13 protein-coding genes are annotated in these 16,936 nt (G+C 53.3%); 8 read left to right on the forward strand and 5 right to left on the reverse strand.

What is annotated here, in order from left to right:
- Positions 1-82 precede the first annotated feature (82 nt).
- Entirely contained in the window at positions 83-2,155 is a 2,073-nt protein-coding gene (locus LF95_RS05510) for a sensor histidine kinase (RefSeq protein WP_073954033.1), read from the reverse strand.
- A gap of 2 nt (positions 2,156-2,157) precedes the next feature.
- A complete protein-coding gene (locus LF95_RS05515; RefSeq protein WP_073954034.1) occupies positions 2,158-4,236 on the reverse strand; it encodes a sensor histidine kinase in 2,079 nt (692 codons plus the stop codon).
- A gap of 282 nt (positions 4,237-4,518) precedes the next feature.
- Between LF95_RS05515 and glmM the strand changes: the two genes are divergently transcribed.
- Genes glmM through LF95_RS05535 form a run of 4 tightly spaced genes read left to right on the forward strand, consistent with a single transcriptional unit; the run spans position 4,519 to position 7,664 of the window.
- Entirely contained in the window at positions 4,519-5,871 is a 1,353-nt protein-coding gene (gene glmM / locus LF95_RS05520) for a phosphoglucosamine mutase (RefSeq protein ID WP_073954035.1), read from the forward strand.
- A 51-nt stretch (positions 5,872-5,922) separates the two neighbouring features.
- Entirely contained in the window at positions 5,923-6,723 is an 801-nt protein-coding gene (thiD, locus tag LF95_RS05525; protein ID WP_073954036.1) for a bifunctional hydroxymethylpyrimidine kinase/phosphomethylpyrimidine kinase, read from the forward strand.
- 24 nt (positions 6,724-6,747) lie between these two features.
- Positions 6,748-7,308 (forward strand): DinB family protein, encoded by a 561-nt coding sequence (locus LF95_RS05530; protein ID WP_073954037.1) that lies wholly within the window; start codon positions 6,748-6,750, stop codon positions 7,306-7,308.
- Positions 7,305-7,664: a hypothetical protein gene (locus tag LF95_RS05535; RefSeq protein ID WP_073954038.1), complete on the forward strand. Its 360-nt coding sequence runs from the start codon at positions 7,305-7,307 to the stop codon at positions 7,662-7,664. Before LF95_RS05530 ends, LF95_RS05535 begins: the two co-directional genes overlap by 4 nt.
- Before the next feature lie 11 nt (positions 7,665-7,675).
- Here LF95_RS05535 and LF95_RS05540 read toward each other — a convergent pair whose 3' ends face one another.
- Complete coding sequence (locus LF95_RS05540; protein WP_073954039.1) at positions 7,676-8,551, reverse strand: AEC family transporter; 876 nt, start codon at positions 8,549-8,551, stop codon at positions 7,676-7,678.
- Positions 8,552-8,860: 309 nt separating this feature from the next.
- Here LF95_RS05540 and LF95_RS05545 point away from each other — a divergent pair, with 309 nt between their 5' ends.
- Entirely contained in the window at positions 8,861-9,499 is a 639-nt protein-coding gene (locus LF95_RS05545; RefSeq protein ID WP_083607516.1) for a D-glycero-alpha-D-manno-heptose-1,7-bisphosphate 7-phosphatase, read from the forward strand.
- A 21-nt stretch (positions 9,500-9,520) separates the two neighbouring features.
- On the opposite strand, the gene LF95_RS05550 is transcribed toward LF95_RS05545, so the two are convergent.
- Positions 9,521-11,590 (reverse strand): O-linked N-acetylglucosamine transferase, SPINDLY family protein, encoded by a 2,070-nt coding sequence (locus LF95_RS05550; protein WP_073954040.1) that lies wholly within the window; start codon positions 11,588-11,590, stop codon positions 9,521-9,523.
- A 612-nt stretch (positions 11,591-12,202) separates the two neighbouring features.
- On the opposite strand from LF95_RS05550, the gene ilvD reads away from it, so the two are divergent.
- Together ilvD and LF95_RS05560 are read left to right on the forward strand one after the other, a co-directional pair.
- Entirely contained in the window at positions 12,203-14,056 is a 1,854-nt protein-coding gene (gene ilvD, locus LF95_RS05555) for a dihydroxy-acid dehydratase (protein WP_073954041.1), read from the forward strand.
- Positions 14,057-14,242: 186 nt separating this feature from the next.
- On the forward strand, positions 14,243-14,884 hold the full coding sequence (locus tag LF95_RS05560; protein WP_073954042.1) for a LysE family translocator: 642 nt from the start codon (positions 14,243-14,245) through the stop codon (positions 14,882-14,884).
- Between the two features lie 81 nt (positions 14,885-14,965).
- Here LF95_RS05560 and ald read toward each other — a convergent pair whose 3' ends face one another.
- A complete protein-coding gene (gene ald / locus LF95_RS05565; protein ID WP_073954043.1) occupies positions 14,966-16,081 on the reverse strand; it encodes an alanine dehydrogenase in 1,116 nt (371 codons plus the stop codon).
- A 170-nt stretch (positions 16,082-16,251) separates the two neighbouring features.
- Between ald and LF95_RS05570 the strand changes: the two genes are divergently transcribed.
- The gene (locus tag LF95_RS05570; RefSeq protein ID WP_073954044.1) at positions 16,252-16,710 is read left to right on the forward strand and encodes an Lrp/AsnC family transcriptional regulator; all 459 of its coding nucleotides are present in this window, start codon (positions 16,252-16,254) and stop codon (positions 16,708-16,710) included.
- Positions 16,711-16,936 lie beyond the last annotated feature (226 nt).

Raw genomic sequence — 16,936 nt, forward strand, 5'->3', positions numbered from 1 at the left:
TGCGTGGTTGCTGCTTTGCCGAGCCAATGAGGAGTAAAGGGCGCTAAATGTGTGTCCGCGCTTTGGGGGCAAATATTATGCGTTACAGCGGAACCTCCAGCGGCAGGGTAATGCGAATACGAAATTCGTTGCCCTGACGTGGCACAATATCGGTTTTGCCGCCATGTGCCATGATGATGCGCTGGGTAATATGCAGGCCCAGGCCCGTATCGCGGCGGGGTACCAGCTTTTCAACGTCGATTTTCTTTTCGTAGTATCGCTCGGGGCTGCTGCGATCTTCTATCGGTTTTGGATCGGCCGATAGCGATTTACGAAGGCTCGTAAGGCTGCTGTCTTGGAGGTTTTTCGTGCCGGGATGCGAGATGTCGATGATCAGGGTAAGGCCATATTCTTCATGCGCTTCAAGCAAAATGGTCTCGCCGGGGTGATGGCGGCGGGCATTTTCGATCACATTGGTCAAAGCTAGGCCCAATAGGGTCTCGTCGGCATATAATACGCTGTTGGCACTGCTGGCATAGGTCAGGTGCACCTTGGCATGGTCGCGTTGTGCCATTGTCGCAAATTCCAGCAAAAAGGATTTTGCCGGTACCAGTTTGCGGGCCAGGGCAAATTGTGGAGCATTCAGGTTATCTTTCCCCAGAAATACGTCAACCAGCCGGGCCAGTTTGGCAGACTGGTCCTGGATGCGTCTTAGGCGGTCTGTAACCGGACGCGGCACTTCCTGATTGCCATTTGCGGCGGCTTCCTTATGCAGGCGTAATGATACCATTTCGGCGGCGCGCTGGATAACGGCAAGAGGAGTGCGAAATTCGTGCGACAGCATCGAGACCAGTTTACGTTGTTCTTCAACAAGCTTTTCCGTGCTTTCGGCAATGTTTGATGCCCGCAACCTGTCACGGTCGATTGCGGTAATGCGCAATGCCATCAGCACACTCATCAGGATCAGATGGGCGGCGAGCGCAATCGGATAGGCGGCTATCGTAAAGTTGTTGATTGGCAAAATATTGTTGATAGCCAGATAATAGATCATCAGTGCCACAGTGGGCACCGTCATGACGGTCAGATAAATCCAGTGAACGATAAAACGCGGGTTGCGAATAATGCGGCGGATCAGAAAGCTGATATAAATCGTCATGATACCAGCATGAGAGAACTGGCACACGCTGGCAAAAATTGTGTAGAGCGGCGTTGTCGCTGTGACCGAAAGCAGCAAAATGATCGCTGAATAGCTGTAAAAGATCCGTTTGCATAGTCGGCATTCAGACCCGATATCAAGGATGCTGACCCATAACAGGCTTGCCGCCGATATATTGATTGCGGTTCCCGCACCCACAAAAAGGTCGTTGGCATAAGGCCATTCGGGGGCGAAAACGGTGAGGAACAGTCCGTTAACGCTGGAGGATAGAAGGCCAAACGCCATAAGACAGGTGCCATATAATGTGACCGCACTGTCATGAATGAAAACACCAATGACCATATAAATGAATGACATCATAAGAATGACGCCAATAAACAGCCCGTTGCCGGCAAGTTCGGTTGACCAGCGGCTGATCAGCACATCATTTGACAACAGGGATGCCCGGAGGAACTGCGTACTATTGGAATGCGTGCGGATATAAAGCGTGTAGTTACCGGGATCGAGCGCGGGAAATGCGGCGATATGATCCGGCGAAAGCACGGGACGCTGACTGGAAGGAACATGATCGCCGAGCAATATTGTCCATAATGGAGCCTCGTCGCCTTTGCGCGTCAGATAAAGGTTGATGGTGTTCAGAAAAATAGGCGCGATATCGATATAACGTGTGCTGTTTGTCGGCTGCGAGGCGACAAGATCGATCCGGTACCAGATGGCATCACTGGTATAGCCAAAGGCCGGAACACCTTTATGTGCCCGGAAGGCGCTGTTGGGCAGCGCGCGAATATCACTCAGGTTTTTTTGCCCGCTGGGATCACGATAGCTGGCAACGTGGCCGGTAAATAGAATGTCGCCATCGGTATTTTGTGAAATATCGATGGCCGGGGCCAGTTCTGCCTGTGCGAGGCCCGAATATCCCGCAACGGCAAAAAATGCTGTCAAAAGGTAAAAGACAGCCCGCATTCTGGTAGGTATCTGCGATAGCAGGATGTTGAAAACGGCCAGACAGGGCATCAACATGGTTATTCTGCCCCTGTCTGGTGTGCGACACGGCTGGAATTAAGACGATGCGTATTGCGATGACGGATATTATGGATCGTCGCATCCCGGTCGAGGGGCAGTCTGAATACCACGGTGGTGCCGCCTTTTTCCGCGACAGATAGGGTTATCGAGCCACTATGTGCTTCAAGAATACGATTGGCGATATGCAGGCCAAGACCGACGCCGCGTGTACCATCGGATGTTTTGCCACGATAAAAAGCCATTGAAACCTGCGAGAGATCATCGTCGCTCATACCCGGTCCATGATCGACAACCCGGATATAGGCGTAGCCATCCCCCCGATGGTTGCAGTCAATCAAAATGGGCGAATTAGGCGCATATTTGCGGGCATTTTCGATGACATTGCCAATCGCGAGCTTCAACAGGGTCGGATCGGCGTTAACGGCAGTATCAGCATCGCCATGCAGGGAAATGTCAATCTGCTTGCCTTCCTGATCCAGGGCTTCAACAAGGTCGGACAGAAATTCCAGCAGCGTGAAATACCTGCGGTTAAGGTTGAATGCGCCGCGATCAAGGGTGTCTTTGGTCAGAAACACATCCACCAGCGCCGAAAGCTGACCGGCATGGTTGCGAATACGGGCCATACGGTCTGAAATCCCTTTGCCCGCATGGCCAAGATGTAACGAAATCAGTTCGGCTGATCGTTGGATAATGGCAAGCGGGGTACGAAATTCATGGCCCAGCATGGTAATGAATTCGCGCTGTTCCTCTGCCAATTGATGGGTGCGATGGCGGCGACCCTGGGCCGCCGCACGGGCCTTTTCCAGATAACTTGTCCGATAGGCCATCGCAATGCCCATCATAACAAGGTGGAACATGGTCGCGACGGGATAAACCGTTTGTGTGAACGTGCTATGGGGCGCAATACCGACTATGGCCAGGATATAGATAAGTGCCGCCAATGTAGGGATGCCCATTGTGAACAGATAGAACAAAAATATCCCGCGCGGATTTTGCAAAAAACGATATATCAGCCAGCCAAACATGGAGATGAGCACGAACAGATGGAAGGTCAGAAAATATCGGCCGAAATCGGTATAATAAGGGGTGCAGGTTATTGTCACCATGCAGGCGGCAATGATGCAATAAGCGCGGTAAAACTTGTATATCTTGCGGCTTATCTGCCTGATATCGATAATTTTGACCCAGAGAATCACACTTGTTGCAACTGACAGAGCAGACCCGCTGCCGGTAATCAGGTCATTTATCGGTGTCCAGAGAGGCTGAAGCAGCAACAGGCCAAGCCCGGACATTCCGACCCCCAGCAAGGCAAAGGACAAGACATAGGCTCCATACCAGAACAGGATCATATCCCGTATCAGGATCCCGCCCGTCAGATAGACGCCGCCAATTACAAACAGCGATGCCACAATGACGCTTGAAATAATCAGCATCCGTCCGCCGCGTGTCATCAGTGTCGCATCATTGAGAAGGCGGGCGGAAAATGCACTGGTGCTGGTTGTCTCGACACGAAACAGAATACGGTAATGTCCCGTCGTCAGGTAAGGCAGCCGTGCGGTGAGATTGCGGTTTCTAATTGTGTCAGATGAGAAGGGAACATTATCGCCCATCTCATTGCGCCAAATGAATGTGTCCGCGTTGACATCGAGAATGGCAACATTGACCCGGTCAAGAAAGGGGGGTGAAATTTCAAGAAAAAGGCGTTTACCCTGTTCATCAATGGGCTGTTTACTTGTGGCTCCGGTGATACGAATGTCGGCGCGATACCAGACTGAAGCATGCGTGTAACCCGGGCCAGGGGTATTCAAGAGAGGTTGGAAATCACCTATCGGGCGGATTGCGACTTCACGAAATGACAATTTATGGTCCGGATCGATCAGGCGAAAAACATGATCGTCAAGCGACAGGTCAAATTCCGAACTGGTGGATGGTTGGCTAAAATTGATGGATTTCACGAACGACAGTTGGGCATTCGCCGTTGCTGGCGACAAGAACAGGGCGAAGATGGCAGGCAACAGAGTCGCGCCAACAGCCCGGATGAAATTTTCGCTTATCGCGTGCCAAATATGGCGTAACATCCTGCATCCCAAGGCAATAGGGTGACTTTGCCATGATATTTTCGCCGCCAACATCAATATGTGTGTTCCCCCAATTCTCCCCCACCTATGTGTTAGCGTTAAAAGTGGCGTGATGCCATTGCTTTGTTAAGAGGGTTCTCAGGGTTTTTGGGCGGTATTGTAGGGTTTTTGCTGTTTTCGTTGGCACGGCTATAGGTATAAGTCGGTGGCAATATGGTCTGACTTTGTTATAACCGGTGAGTTGACCGCGACGATTTTGAGTTTGAAGAAAGAATCCAGTAGATGAGCCGCAAATATTTTGGGACCGACGGAATCCGTGGCACTGCCAATAATGCACCGATGACGGCCGAAGTCGCCCTTAAGGTTGGTATGGCAACCGGGCGCTATTTTACCCGCGGCAATCATCGCCATCGTGTTGTGATCGGCAAGGATACGCGCCTTTCAGGTTACATGCTTGAACCCGCACTTGTGGCTGGATTTACCTCGATGGGCATGGATGTCATCCTGGTGGGACCGATGCCGACCCCCGCAGTTGCCATGCTGACCAAATCGATGCGGGCCGATATTGGTGTCATGATTTCGGCATCCCATAACCCGTTTGAAGATAACGGCATCAAACTGTTCGGGCCGGATGGCTTTAAACTTTCCGACGCGGTTGAGAGCGAAATCGAAACCCTGATGGACAGTGATTTGTCGTCCATGCTGGTGCCTGCCAAGAACCTTGGACGGGCAAAGCGGATTGAAGATGCACCGGGGCGCTATATTGAGGCGGTGAAATCATCCCTGCCGGGCCATGTCACGCTTGAAGGTTTGCGCATCGTGCTGGATTGCGCCAATGGGGCCGCTTACAGCGTCGCACCGATGGTCTTGCGCGAACTGGGGGCCGAAGTTATTGAAATCGGCACCAAGCCAAATGGTTTTAACATCAACGCGGAATGTGGTTCGACTTACACCAAACCAATGTGCGAGATGGTGGTCGAGCGTCGCGCCGATGTGGGCATTGCGCTGGATGGCGATGCCGACCGCGTGCAGATGTGTGATGAAAAAGGCCGCCTGATTGATGGCGACCAGTTGATGGGCCTGGTGACAACGCATTGGCACAAAAACGGTCAGTTGCGCGGCAATGCCCTTGTGGCAACCGTGATGTCCAATCTGGGCCTTGAACGTTACCTTGAAAAACAAGGGTTGCGTTTGATCCGCACAAAGGTTGGCGATCGTTATGTGGTGGAGCAGATGCGCGCACTTGATTGTAACGTTGGCGGGGAACAATCCGGCCATATCGTTTTGTCCGATTTTGCATCAACAGGTGATGGACTGCTGGCATCACTGCAGGTGCTGGCTGTTCTGGCCGGCCATGAAGGACCGGTGTCGCAAATGACCCATGTGTTTGACCCACTGCCGCAAATTCTTAAAAACGTGCGTTATACTGCGGGAACCGACCCGTTGAGCGACGATAGTGTAATCGAGGCGATATCGGCTGCCGAAAAGTCCTTTAATGGGGACGGTCGTGTTCTGATCCGCAAATCGGGCACGGAACCGCTGATCCGGGTTATGGCGGAAGGCGATGATGCAACCCATGTAGAACGGGTTGTTGATGGTATTGTTGAGTGCATTAAGGCGGCAAGCGCGTCCTGACGGGACGGTTAGTGCGTGTTGCGCCCGAAATGAGATAACAGGAGACGCCCGATGAAGGGACGCGTGTTGATTATGGCCGGATCAGACAGTTCCGGCGGAGCAGGTATCCAGGCCGATATCAAGACGGTTACGGTTCTGGGTGGTTATGCGGCAACGGCGATTACCGCGCTGACCGCACAAAACACGCAGGGCGTTTTTGGGGTGCTTGGCATTGACCCGGCCTTCATAACGCAGCAGGCCGAACTTATGATCGACGATATCGGTGTGGATTGCCTGAAAACCGGCATGTTGCATTCGGTTCCGGTCATTCGGGCGGTGGTGGATATTCTGGATGGCAAGGCAGCAGGTGTGCCTGTTGTCATTGACCCGGTGATGATTTCGCAAAGTGGTTCGCGCCTGTTGGAAGAAGATGCGGTTGAAAGTGTGATTAAGCTTCTGGTGCCGCGTGCCACGGTGTTAACGCCGAACATCCCGGAGGCAGAGGTGCTGACCGGGATGCGCATTACCAGCGAAGACGACATGATTGCCGCCGCCGAAAAAATTGGCGCAATGGGGGCAAAGGCCGTGTTGCTGAAGGGGGGGCATTCCCAGGGCGACAAGATTGTCGATATTTTGTGGGATCGTGAACACGGTGTTTCCGGGTTTGAAGACACCCGTATTCCATCAGACAATAACCACGGCACGGGCTGTACCCTCGCCAGTGCGATTGCCACGGGGATTGCCCAGGGCTTGAACCTGGAGGATGCGGTGGCCCGCGCGCGGGACTATGTTCGCAAAGCCATTCGCACCGCACCGGACTTTGGCAAGGGCAATGGCCCGCTTAATCATGCCCATCCGGTGACGGGCGAATAAGCGGTTTTTTCAAGGGTCTTAACCATGTCAGAGCCATCAAGCCCGCCTGGTACATCGTTTGTTGATCAGGCACGTAACAATGCCTGGTCCAATTTTCGGTTGTTGGCCTGTTGCCAGAAACTTGATGACGCGGCGTTAACGGCAAAAAGAACGTCATTTTTTCCGGGCATCTTGCAAACCCTTAATCATATCCTGATCGTTGACTGGTTTTATATCGATGCCCTGCTGGCCCAGGGGCGCGGGACCGACTGCTTTGCCAATGAAAACCCTTTTTCTGACATCACGGCACTGGCGGCCGCGCAAAAAACCAGCGACCAGACATTACTGACGTTTTGCCAGAACCTGACAGTTGAAGGCGCCCAAAAACGGGTGACACTTGATCGCGGGAATGGTGTTTTGGCCCGGGAAACGGCAGGGGCGGTTTTGTCGCATTTATTTGTGCATCAAACCCATCATCGCGGGCAGGTGCATGCCATGCTGGCAGGAACATCGCAAAAACCGCCGCAGCTTGATGAATATTACCTCGATTGTGATGCCGAATTTCGCGGCACTGATTTTCAGGAACTGGGATGGGACGGTAAATGAGACATCAAACACGCGGGCGCATGGTACGCCGGGGCGTTGCCGTTGCAATTATCGCCGGTCTGGCATTTTCCACCCTGAATGGCCCGCGTGAATGGCTGGCGAACTTGATTTGGCCGGAAGGGCCTGCCCCGTGGGAAAAGGTAACGGCGGTTTATTTCCCCGATAAAAACGATAAAACAGCCTTCCGGTTTGCGGGCGAGGATCTTGGCAGCTTAGATCAATGCCGCGATGCGGTTATGGAGCTTGCCGCAACCAACAATGACCCTGAGCTGAAAAACGGCAGCTATGATTGTGCCGTTGGCTATTATGCTGACGATGATCACACCGGGCATTACCGGCTGACGCTGTCGCAGTAAGGTTACGGCATCTATAATACGTACCATAACAGAACTGGCAGGCTGACGGCGGCAAGGAAGGTGGATGAAATGACCACACCGGCCACTTCTTCGGGTTCATTGTCGTAAAGCTGGGCAAACAGATAGCAGAATACAGCAACCGGCATTGAACATTGTAAAATCACAACACCGCGGGCCATGCCTTCAAGCCCCATAAGGCTGGCAATGGCAAGGCCTACACCAAATCCCATCGCCAGACGGACAATTGACAGGCCAATACTGCGCACCAGGCTGACCGGTTTTAGCCGGGCCAGCGATACCCCCAATGTAAACAGCATTAACGGGATGGTCAGTTGACCGATTAGATCGGTTGTATTGTAAAGCCAGGCGGGTACGGGCGTTTCGGTTGTCAGAAATAAAATTGCCAAAATCGTTGCCGGGATGATGGGCATTTTTACCAGGGATCGCAGCGAAAATGTCCCGGCAACAAAGGCCACGCCAACCGTAAATTGCAATACAATCATGGCGGTAAAAAACGCAACCGCCAGGGCAAGCCCGTCATTGCCAAAGGCCAACAGGCACAGTGGCAGGCCGACATTGCCAATATTGGGCCAGGTAAGAGATTGCAGATAGGTGCGCGGCGATAGCCCCAGCAGTTTCAGGACGATCCAGCCAATGATCGCAAAGGCGACCGTTGCAATGACGGCGGCAGTGCCCATCGATATCAGGGCATTGGCACCGATTTTAACCGTGGCAAGCGCGGCGAAGGTCAGGCACGGGGTGCCAAAAAAAGTAACCAGCGAGGTGACAAGGGAGGTGTCAAAATGCTTTCCGGCCCGCGACCAGAAATATCCCAGCCCTGTGGTAATAAAAACCGGGGCGAGCACGGCAAAAATATTGGAAAACATTCATGGTCCCTCTGACAAAAACGCCAGTATAGGGTCTTGCCACGTTCGCAAGGCTGCCGACAAGTTAATAATGGTAATACCAGTTATAACAATCATGGGTGGTATCACGAAATGTTGTCATTCTGGTCGGGCAGATATGGTGCTAGATTTTGGGTAATCTGCTGCTTGCGGTTTGGGTGGTGTTGTCTGATAAACCGGCCTTGAGACTTTTGCGCATTTGTCGCATCCTGAACGGGTTGTGTGTATTTGCGCCAAAGGGCAAAGATATTTTTTAGGTAATTTCAGATAATTAACGCAGTTCATAATGCCATGACCGATTATTCATTTGTCCGCCGACACCTGATTGATCCCGCGCCGAAATGGCGGGATTTGCGCCATGCCCTGCCAGCGATATTTCTGGATCGTGACGGTGTGATTAACCAGGAAGTGCATTATCTGTCCAAGCCGGAGGATTTGGTGCTTATTCCCGGTGTTGGCGAGGCGATTGCCCGTATTAATGCCGCCAGGGTCCCGGTTATTGTTGTGACCAATCAGTCCGGTGTTGCGCGGGGCTACCTTAACGAAGATGACCTGCTTGTTTTGCATGAACGCATGACGCAGCTTCTGGCGGCAAAAGAGGCCAGCGTGCAGGGTATCTATTATTCGCCGTTCCACCCCGACGGGCAGGGCGCGTATAAAAAGGAAAGTATTTGCCGGAAGCCAGGGCCCGGCATGATTTTGGCCGCCTGCGAGGATTTTGCCATTGATCGCGCCGAAAGTGTGCTGATTGGGGACAAGATCGTCGATCTTGACGCCGGGCGGGCGGCAGGTTTGAAAACGGTTTTGGTGCGCACGGGGCATGGGGCGCAGCAGGTCGATATGCCCGGCGCAAACAATGCCGATTTTATTGCCGATGATCTGCCCGCGGCGGTGGACCGTCTTTTTGAAACAGGTGTAATTGTCGCTTAATATGCGGGCTGTCAGGCTTTTTTACTGGGCGCACCAGTGACGCCATATGTCGCGATAGGCCTGTTCAAAATCATCGGCAATCTGGCGATGATCCATCATACTGGCCTTTAACACGCGATCGCGCAGGGTCCGGCGGATGATGGAAAGGGCCTCGACATCGCGGCCCAGCAAAACAGCCTTTTCGACATAACCATTATGGGTTTCTGCCGCCAGGGCATCAAGGCCGACATCGGCCAGAATACCCAGTCCGCAGCGGGCTGATGGCATAGTGCCCGCCAGGGTGACAAAAGGTACCCCATGCCACAGCATGTCACAGCCCGCCATGATGTTATTGGCGGGGAAGGGATCAAGGCCGATATCGATCTGGTCGTAAATCGCGGTATTCCGTATTTTGTCGGGGTCTATGCCCTGGCAGGTAATGCGATCGGCATGCAGGCCGGCCTGGCGGGCACGATCCAGGAAGTTGTGGCGGACAAATTCGTCATGCAGCCCGTCAGCCTGAATGATCAGGCGGCTATCGCGGGCCTTGTTCATAATGCGCGCCCAACAGTTCAACACCGCATCGCTGATACGCGGCAGGGTGCCGGTAAAACCGAATGTCACGTAGCTATTCAGCATGGCGGGCAAGGGGCCGATGGCGGGGCTGTCCTCCGGCGGGGTATAGGCAAAACCGGCATGGGGCAGGCGATGGAGCGTTTCGCTGCAAATGCGGTTTTCCGGGGCGTCGGGTGCTGTCATGTCGGCATGACCAAAAATATAATCTATGTGCGTAATCCCGGTGGAGGCGTTGTGGAATGTCACCTGTATCGGGGCCGGGCGATAGGCAAAAACCTCTATCGGATGGTCGCGGGTGAAACCCGAAAGATCGACCAGAATATCAATGCGGTCCTTGCGAATGCGCTCGGCGATGCGCTCTGCATTTTGCCCGGCGACATCGCGCCAGCTATCGGCAACAATTTGCCATTGGCGGGTAATGTCGTCATGGCGGGTGACGGCGGAATAGATGAACAGTTCGATTTCGTTGCGATTATGGTGGCGTGCCATGCCCATCAGGCGGGCATGAAGCGGATGATCGCGAAAATCGGGCGAGATCCAGCCTATGCGCAGGCGACGGTCCGGCATTTTGTTATTGGCAAAGCGCGGTGGTTCAACCAGCGGGGGCAAATGGGACCGTGCCCATTGCCGGGCCTGTTTTAAATATTCCGGGCCGTCAAATTGCGGCAAATATAACAGGGCCGATAACAGCCGGGCATGAAAATCGGATCGGGCCGGGTTTTTCTCGACCAGGGCGGCCAGGCGGGCAACCCCATGTGCCGTATCACCACTGCGGATCAGAATATCGGCTGACAGGGCTTCGATATCGGCCAGGTTTGGGGCTTGGGTGCGTGCGGTGTCCAGAACATCATGTGCTTGCTGATACCGTCCCGCAGCAATAAGCGCCATTGCCAGATTGACAAGCGATGGAACGTGATCGGCATGGATGCTTAGCGCGCGGGAAAACAGGTTCCGCGCGGCATCGACATAGCCAAGGCGCAGCAAAACGCCGCCAACCTGGTTGATTTTGTCGGCATCAAGCTTGGCGGCCTCGGCGGCATTTTCAAAGGCCATCAGGGCGGCCTGTTCCTGCCCCAGTGCATTGAGCGCCTCGCCAAACAACACAAACGCTTCAAAATTGCCGTTATGGAGGTTCAGCATCCGGCCCAGAAGGTCGATGGTTTGCCCATAATTGCCACGCGCTTTTTCCAATCGGGCAAGGTGGAACAGCGCAGTGGGGAAATCCCCATGATAGCTTAGCGCAAGGCGAAATTCGTCAATCGCACGTTCGATATCGCCACAGGCTTCAAGGGCGATGGCATAATTGCACCGCGCCGCCGGGTTGGCCCCCATGCGGGAAATGCAGCTTTCAAACAGTTCCAGGGCTTCGCGGTGCTGTCCCTGCTGGGTTAATACAGTGGCCAGCAGGTGTTCTGCCTCGGTATGAGTAGGCGCAATATCAAGAACACGACGATAAAGCTTTTCCGCTTCCTGTGGGCGGTTTCCTTCGTGGGCAGCCAGTCCGCGTCGCAATAAGGTTGAAAGCTCGGCTGTCATGCAATGCCTTGTCCTAGTGGTCTTGTTTTATAATGACCTACCTTGCCTGCTATTGCCATCTTCTTGCGGGGGGATGGTGCGATAAACCAGGTCATTATCGATATGTCGCGGCAATTTAGGATCCGACAGGCGGGGTTGCAAGATTGCGTCAATTTACGGGGCGTAAAAACGGGCTTGGGGAAGCATGTGTTTTGATGACAGGCAAACCCGCTGAGCGTGATATTGATTTAACGCCATGTGCAGGAAAGGGTGCAGAACGGTAGATAAAAAAACCCCGACCACATTACAGGTCGGGGTAAGAATGGGAGTGGGAGAATCGCCTGGCGGCGATAATCAGTCATTAAAATATTCTTTACTTGGCAAGGTGTCTCCTATTCATTCGCAGTATAGCAAGGGTCTTTGGAGTAGGCGTCTCAAATGAACACAACCCTATTGGTCAGTACAGTTTTCATGTTGGAAGCCCCATGAGCTGTTATTGCGTGGTCGTCTAGGGTATAAAAAATACGCGCATGGCAGGTTTGTCGTAATTTTCGGGCAAAAAACTGTAAATGTGCGCCAAGTCTGTGCTAAAACCCGAGTTTAAAATATTACGCATAAAGAGAGGTTCGACCCATGCCGGAATATCGGTCCCGTACAACCACCCACGGTCGCAATATGGCCGGTGCGCGCGGTCTTTGGCGCGCCACAGGCATGAAGGATGAGGATTTCGATAAGCCGATTATTGCGGTGGTCAACAGCTTTACCCAGTTTGTGCCCGGTCACGTCCATCTGAAAGACCTTGGCCAGATGGTTGCCCGCGAGATCGAGGCCGCTGGCGGGGTTGCAAAGGAATTCAACACCATTGCGGTGGATGACGGGATTGCGATGGGCCATGACGGCATGCTTTACAGTCTGCCGTCGCGCGAAATTATCGCGGATTCGGTCGAATATATGGTCAATGCCCATTGTGCCGATGCGATGGTTTGCATTTCCAACTGCGATAAAATCACCCCCGGTATGTTGATGGCAGCCATGCGCCTTAATGTCCCGTGTGTGTTTGTTTCTGGTGGCCCGATGGAGGCCGGTAAAGTTACGATCGAAGGCAAGGAACGCCACCTTGACCTGGTCGATGCGATGGTCGAAGCCGCCGATCCCAAAATTTCCGATGAACAGGTGGCCGTTGTTGAACGTTCCGCCTGTCCGACCTGTGGCTCGTGCTCTGGCATGTTTACCGCCAATTCGATGAACTGCCTGGCCGAGGCGCTGGGGCTGGCATTGCCGGGCAATGGTTCGGTGCTGGCAACCCATGCGGCACGCAAGGAACTGTTCCTGGAAGCCGCCCGCACGTCCGTTCGTTTGGCGCGGCGCTATTACGAGGAAGACGACATCACAGCGACCCCGCGCGGCATTGCCACCTTTGAGGCGTTTGAAAATGCAATGGCGCTGGATATTGCAATGGGCGGCTCAACCAATACGGTTTTGCATTTGCTGGCAATCGCGCGTGAAGCCGAACTTGATTTCACCATGAGCGATATGGATCGTTTGTCGCGTCAAATTCCGCATCTGTCCAAGGTGGCCCCCTCGCATCCGCTCTATCACATGGAAGATGTCCATCGTGCGGGCGGCATTATGCGTATTCTCGGCGAACTGGAACGCGGTGGATTGCTGCATACCGATGTTGCCACGGTGCACGCCAAAACAATGGGTGATGCCCTGGCAAAGTGGGACATTAGACGGACCCAGGACGAAAAAGTTCACAAATTTTATCGGGCCATGCCCGGCGGTATTCCGACGCAGACAGCGTTTAGCCAGGAACGCTACTGGGATGACCTGGACCTGGACGAAAAAGAAGGCTGCATTCGCGACGTTGAACATGCTTATAGCCAGGATGGTGGTTTGGCGGTTTTGTTTGGCAATATTGCCAGCAATGGCTGTATCGTTAAGACCGCCGGTGTTGATTCCAGCATCCTGAAATTCAGCGGCCCGGCTGTGGTGTGCGAAAGCCAGGACGAAGCCGTTGCCAAGATTCTGGGCGGCGAGGTCAAGGAAGGCAATGTTGTCGTCATTCGCTATGAAGGCCCCAAAGGCGGTCCGGGTATGCAGGAAATGCTGTATCCGACCAGCTATCTGAAATCGATGGGGCTGGGCAAGGCATGTGCGTTAATTACCGATGGTCGTTTCTCGGGCGGGACGTCGGGCCTTTCTATCGGCCATGTCTCGCCAGAGGCCGCAGCCGGGGGGGATATTGCGCTGGTTCAGCCCGGTGATATGATTGAAATCGACATTCCCAACCGCACCATCCACATTGCGATTGACGATGCCGAAATGGCTGCCCGTCGCGAAGCAATGGAAGCAAAGGGTGCGGCGGCCTGGAAGCCGGAAAAACCGCGCAAACGCCGCGTGACCACGGCTCTGCGCGCCTATGCCGCGTTGGCAACCAGTGCCGATAAGGGTGCTGTGCGTGATGTGACCCAGGTTGAATTCTGATCCATCCGGTTTTGATCGCACTGTTATGAAGCCACCCGCAATTGTCGGGTGGCTTTTTTGATGGCGAAAAGGGCAATCACAAATACTGCGTAATGCTGTTTTTGATTTCTCCGGACAGCGCTTTTCATGCCATGATTTGACGTTGAAAAGGATTAAGTGGTTTTTCAGGTCAGGCGGGGAAAGGTCATGGAATTTTCAATGCTCATGGGGGCAATGCTGGCTGCTGCCATTTATGTCTTAACGCCAGGGCCGGCCTTTCTGGCGATGCTGGGGCTTGGTGCGGCCCAGGGGCGCGCGGCCAGTGCGGGTTTTCTGTTTGGTCATCTGGCAGGGGACTTGATGTGGGCCGGATTGGCGCTGGTGGCGATTATTGGTTCGCGCGTGATGGACCCGGTTGTTTTTCACGCCTTGGCGATGATTTGCGGTGTTTATCTGTTCTGGCTGGGCTTTCGTGCTCTTACGGCAAGGCGCAAACCTCAAGGTGAACTTGATATTGCCATTCGCCATCCGTGGCGGCGGGGACTGATATTTGGCATCACCAATCCCAAGGGGTATCCGGTTGCCGTGGCCATGTTTACCGCCCTTTTGGCCAAAAACGCCGATATGCTGGACTGGAGCAGCATGGCCGGTTTGCTGGCGGCATCTTTGGTCGGGTTTGTTCTGGCGGATCTGATATTGATCTGGCTTGTGGGGCTTGGTTTTTTACGCCGCTTTTATGTGCGCCATCAAATTTGGATCGTGCGGGCGACCGGGCTGATTTTCATTGGTTTTGCCATCCAGGCAATTGTCAATGCTCTGCCGGGTCTATGGACGTGGCGTAAAAGCTGAAATTATTTGTCGTTCAGTTGGTTGGCTTGCGAAAACACCCTCGCCATTGATGACGAGGGTGTGATGAAGGCGTTTGGCTGATTATGCGAGAATCTTTTCCAGCGGCTGATACTCGTACCCCAATTCACGGGCGACGGCCTCATAGGTGATTTGGCCATTATGGACATTCAAACCGGCTGCCAAATGCGGGTCATCCTGGCATGCCTTTTTCCAGCCCTTGTCGGCCAGGGCCAGCATGAAGGGCAGGGTGGCATTGTTGAGCGCAAAGGTTGAGGTGCGGGCAACCGCACCAGGCATGTTGGCAACACAGTAATGCACAACATCATCGACAATATAAATCGGATCGGCATGGGTGGTTGCCTTTGATGTTTCAAAGCAACCGCCCTGGTCGATGGCGACATCAACAATGACGGAACCCGGTTTCATTTTTGAAAGCTGTTCACGGCGAATAAGTTTTGGTGCGGCGGCACCGGGGATGAGGACGGCCCCGACAACCAGGTCGGCTTCATAAACCAGGCTTTCGGTATCGTCGATGGTGGCATATTGCGTTTTGATGGCCGGGCCAAAAAGGTCGTCAATATAAGTTAGACGTTTGACGTTTTTATCCAGGATGGTGACGTTCGCCCCCATGCCTGCCGCAATGCGCGCGGCATTGGTGCCGACAACGCCACCGCCAATCACAACGACCTTGGCAGGCGACACACCTGGGACACCGCCCAGAAGCATGCCACGGCCACCAGCAGCCTTTTGCAGGGCAGCCGCACCAACCTGGGGCGCCATGCGTCCGGCAACTTCCGACATCGGGGCCAGCAACGGCAGGCCACCATTGCGGTCGGTTACGGTTTCATAGGCAATGGCTGTGACACCGGATTTCACAAGACCTTCGGTCTGGGCGGGGTCCGGTGCCAGGTGCAAATAGGTGAACAAAAGCTGGCCTTCGCGCAGCTGTTCATATTCAACTTTTTGCGGTTCCTTTACCTTTACCACCATTTCGGCGGTGGCAAAAATTTCGGCGGCACTATCGACAATCGAAGCGCCAGCAGCTTGATAATCCGCGTCGGTACAGCCAATACCGTCCCCGGCGCTGGTTTCAATGATCACTTTGTGACCATGGGCAACAGCTTCGCGGACAGAGGATGGCGTCAGACCGACGCGATATTCATGGTTTTTGATTTCTTTTGGTACACCGATCAACATGGTGTGACCTCCCGGATTTTGGGGTTATGGATGGGGTTTTTCCCCGGCTTTTAGTTATCTTTGAACAATACCTCAAATTTTTCGCAATTTCTCTTCAATCCAAGCCGTTATAGGTGATATTGTTGGTATAATATTTTAACAAACTGCCCATTTTTCAGGGAAATATGCGAATGGAAATAGATGCGCGCGACCGGATGATACTTCGACTGCTGCAGCAGGATGGCCGTATCAGCAATGCTGATCTGGCAGAAAAGGTCAATTTGTCGGCCTCTGCTTGTCTGCGTCGTGTTCGCCTGCTTGAAGAAGCCGGTTTCATCGACCGCTATGCCATGCTGTTAAATCCCAAGCGCATTGGCAAACCCGGCAATGCTTTTGTCAATATTTCCATCGCGCGCCAAACCCGCCAGGCCCTGGAGGATTTTGAACGTGAAATCCAGTCCGTGCCGGAAGTGGTGGAATGTTATCTTTTGGCCGGGCAAAGCGATTATTTGGTGCATGTGGTTTACAGCAACACATCAGATTATGAACGCATCCATAGCGAAGTTCTCACCCAGCTTCCCGGTGTTGAGCGGGTGCAAACCGTCATTACCCTGCGAGAGGTCAAACGTACCACAGAACTGCCAGTGTGAAAACAGCACGTCCGGTTTGTTGGGCTGCTTGCCATCTTTCACTACGGTTGTTGCAGGCTTTATAAATTTTGCTGGCGCCGTTTTTTTATTGCTGACCATAAGTCATTTTTTGCCAATTGGGTGATGGTCTAACATTTTGATTTAATTTGAATAATTATATCATTTTAGCAAAAGTCGTATTTGTTTGGGTGTGTTACAGGACTGTGCGACTTGTTGAAGCAGGCGG

The organism is Thalassospira sp. TSL5-1, from assembly GCF_001907695.1.
Lineage (GTDB): Bacteria > Pseudomonadota > Alphaproteobacteria > Rhodospirillales > Thalassospiraceae > Thalassospira.

Coding starts and splice junctions, on each gene's coding strand:
- LF95_RS05510 (WP_073954033.1), bottom strand. CDS start 2,155: ATGTTGATGCCCTGTCTGGCCGTTTTCAACATCCTGCTATCGCAGATA.
- LF95_RS05515 (WP_073954034.1), bottom strand. CDS start 4,236: ATGTTACGCCATATTTGGCACGCGATAAGCGAAAATTTCATCCGGGCT.
- glmM (WP_073954035.1), top strand. CDS start 4,519: ATGAGCCGCAAATATTTTGGGACCGACGGAATCCGTGGCACTGCCAAT.
- thiD (WP_073954036.1), top strand. CDS start 5,923: ATGAAGGGACGCGTGTTGATTATGGCCGGATCAGACAGTTCCGGCGGA.
- LF95_RS05530 (WP_073954037.1), top strand. CDS start 6,748: ATGTCAGAGCCATCAAGCCCGCCTGGTACATCGTTTGTTGATCAGGCA.
- LF95_RS05535 (WP_073954038.1), top strand. CDS start 7,305: ATGAGACATCAAACACGCGGGCGCATGGTACGCCGGGGCGTTGCCGTT.
- LF95_RS05540 (WP_073954039.1), bottom strand. CDS start 8,551: ATGTTTTCCAATATTTTTGCCGTGCTCGCCCCGGTTTTTATTACCACA.
- LF95_RS05545 (WP_083607516.1), top strand. CDS start 8,861: ATGACCGATTATTCATTTGTCCGCCGACACCTGATTGATCCCGCGCCG.
- LF95_RS05550 (WP_073954040.1), bottom strand. CDS start 11,590: ATGACAGCCGAGCTTTCAACCTTATTGCGACGCGGACTGGCTGCCCAC.
- ilvD (WP_073954041.1), top strand. CDS start 12,203: ATGCCGGAATATCGGTCCCGTACAACCACCCACGGTCGCAATATGGCC.
- LF95_RS05560 (WP_073954042.1), top strand. CDS start 14,243: ATGGAATTTTCAATGCTCATGGGGGCAATGCTGGCTGCTGCCATTTAT.
- ald (WP_073954043.1), bottom strand. CDS start 16,081: ATGTTGATCGGTGTACCAAAAGAAATCAAAAACCATGAATATCGCGTC.
- LF95_RS05570 (WP_073954044.1), top strand. CDS start 16,252: ATGGAAATAGATGCGCGCGACCGGATGATACTTCGACTGCTGCAGCAG.